Below are 1,956 nucleotides of genomic sequence, written 5' to 3'. Positions count from 1 at the left end.
CCCAAGACCCCGAAGCCTCCCCAGCCCGAGGCTCCTCCGCTCCCATTCGTCATTGCCCAGCTGGCTGAGCGCGACATGCTCCCGGCCATCTACTTCATCTTCAGCCGGCGCAGTTGCGACAAGGGGGTGCGGGATCTCGGCAAGATCTGTCTGGTCAGTCCCGAGGAGCAAGCCCGTCTGCGGGCGAGGCTCGAAGCTTTCGCCGAGGCCTCCCCTGAGGCTGTTCGCGACGGCCATGCGGAGCCCCTCCTGCGCGGCATCGCCTCCCACCACGCCGGGGTCCTGCCCGCCTGGAAGGAGCTGATCGAGGAGCTCTTCCAGCAGGGCCTGATCAAGGTGGTGTTCGCCACCGAAACCCTGGCCGCCGGCATCAACATGCCGGCCCGCACCACCGTGATCTCGGCCCTCTCGAAGCGCACCGAGCGTGGCCACCGGCCCCTGATGGGCAGCGAGTTCCTGCAGATGGCCGGCCGGGCCGGCCGCCGCGGGCTCGACTCCCAGGGTTACGTCGTCACGGTGCAGAGTCGCTTCGAGGGGGTGCGCGAGGCGGGCCAGCTGGCGCTGGCGCCGGCCGATCCCCTGGTCAGCCAGTTCACCCCCAGCTACGGCATGGTGCTGAACCTCTTGCAGCGCTATGACCTCTCCAAGGCCAAGGAGCTGGTGGAGCGCAGTTTCGGCCGCTATCTCGCCACCCTCGACCTGGCCGAGGATGAGGCCCGCATCCGCGAACTCCGCGCCCAGCTCGCGTCGCTCGAGTCAGGTGGCGGTGAGGTTCCCTGGGACGACTTCGAGGATTACGAGAAGCAACGCGGTTGCCTGCGGGAGGAGCGGCGCCTGCTGCGCACCCTTCAGCACCAGGCGGAGGAAACCCTCGCCCATGAGCTCACCCTCGCCCTGCAGTTCGCCAGTGAGGGCACCCTGGTGAGCCTCAAGGCTCCCCAGTTGCGCAGCCGCGTCACCCCGGCGGTGATCGTGGAAAAGGTGCAGGGCTCCGGCCAGTTTCCCCTGCTGCTCTGTCTCACCGATGAGAACGTCTGGATCCTGGTTCCCTGCAGTGCGGTGGTGAGCCTGCATGCCGAACTCAGTTGCCTCCAGGTGCAGCAGCTGGAGGCTCCCGCTCTTCGCCACGCCGGTGAGCTGCGCCATGGCGATCAGGCCAGCGGCGGCCTGGCCCTGGCTGTGGCCTCCATGGCCCGGCGCCACGACATGGCCACCCCCCAGTACGACCTGGCCGGAGAAGTGCAGGAGCAGGCCCGCAGGGTGCACCAGCTGGAGGAGGCGCTCGAGCTCCATCCGGCCCACCGCTGGGGCGATCGCAAGCAGCTCAAACGCCACCGCCGCCGCATGGATGAGGTGGCGGCCGAACTGGAGGAGCGGCAGAGGGTGTTGCATTTCCGCTCCAACCGGCACTGGGACACCTTTTTGGCCCTGATCGAGGTGCTCCGCCACTTCGGGGCACTCGCCGGTGAGGACGGCCTCCAGCCCACCGAGGTGGGCCGCACCGTGGCTGCCCTGCGCGGTGACAATGAGCTGTGGCTGGGGCTGGCGTTGATGAGTGGCCATCTGGATGCACTGGCTCCGGCTGAACTGGCCGCCGTGCTGGAGGCCATCTCCACCGAGGTCAACCGCCCGGATCTGTGGTGTGCCTGGGCGCCGCCCGCGGCAGTGGAGGAGGCCCTCCATGACCTGCGCAACCTGCGCCGTGAGATCGGGCGAGAACAGGAACGCGCCAAGGTGCTGTTCCCGATCTGGTGGGAGCCTGAACTCACCGGACTGGTGCATGCCTGGGCCTGCGGAGCCAATTGGAGTGATGTGATCGCGAACACCTCGCTGGATGAGGGAGACGTGGTGCGTGTGCTCCGCCGCACCGTCGACCTGCTGGCTCAGGTGCCCTACTGCGAACTGGTCACCCAGCAGCTGCGCGACAAGGCCCGCGCCGCCCTCCGGGCGATCAAC

1 protein-coding gene is annotated in these 1,956 nt (G+C 68.4%); it reads left to right on the top strand.

All coding sequences use genetic code 11. The features are described 5' to 3' along the window. Window positions 1-75: 75 nt before the first annotated feature. A partial coding sequence (locus ACLD7X_RS16490; protein ID WP_425625402.1) for a helicase-related protein occupies window positions 76-1,956 on the top strand: 1,881 nt, incomplete at its 3' end.

Source organism: Aphanothece microscopica RSMan92, assembly GCF_046613545.2.
Lineage (GTDB): Bacteria > Cyanobacteriota > Cyanobacteriia > PCC-6307 > Cyanobiaceae > NIES-981.
This window is presented reverse-complemented; position numbering and strand designations above follow the sequence as displayed.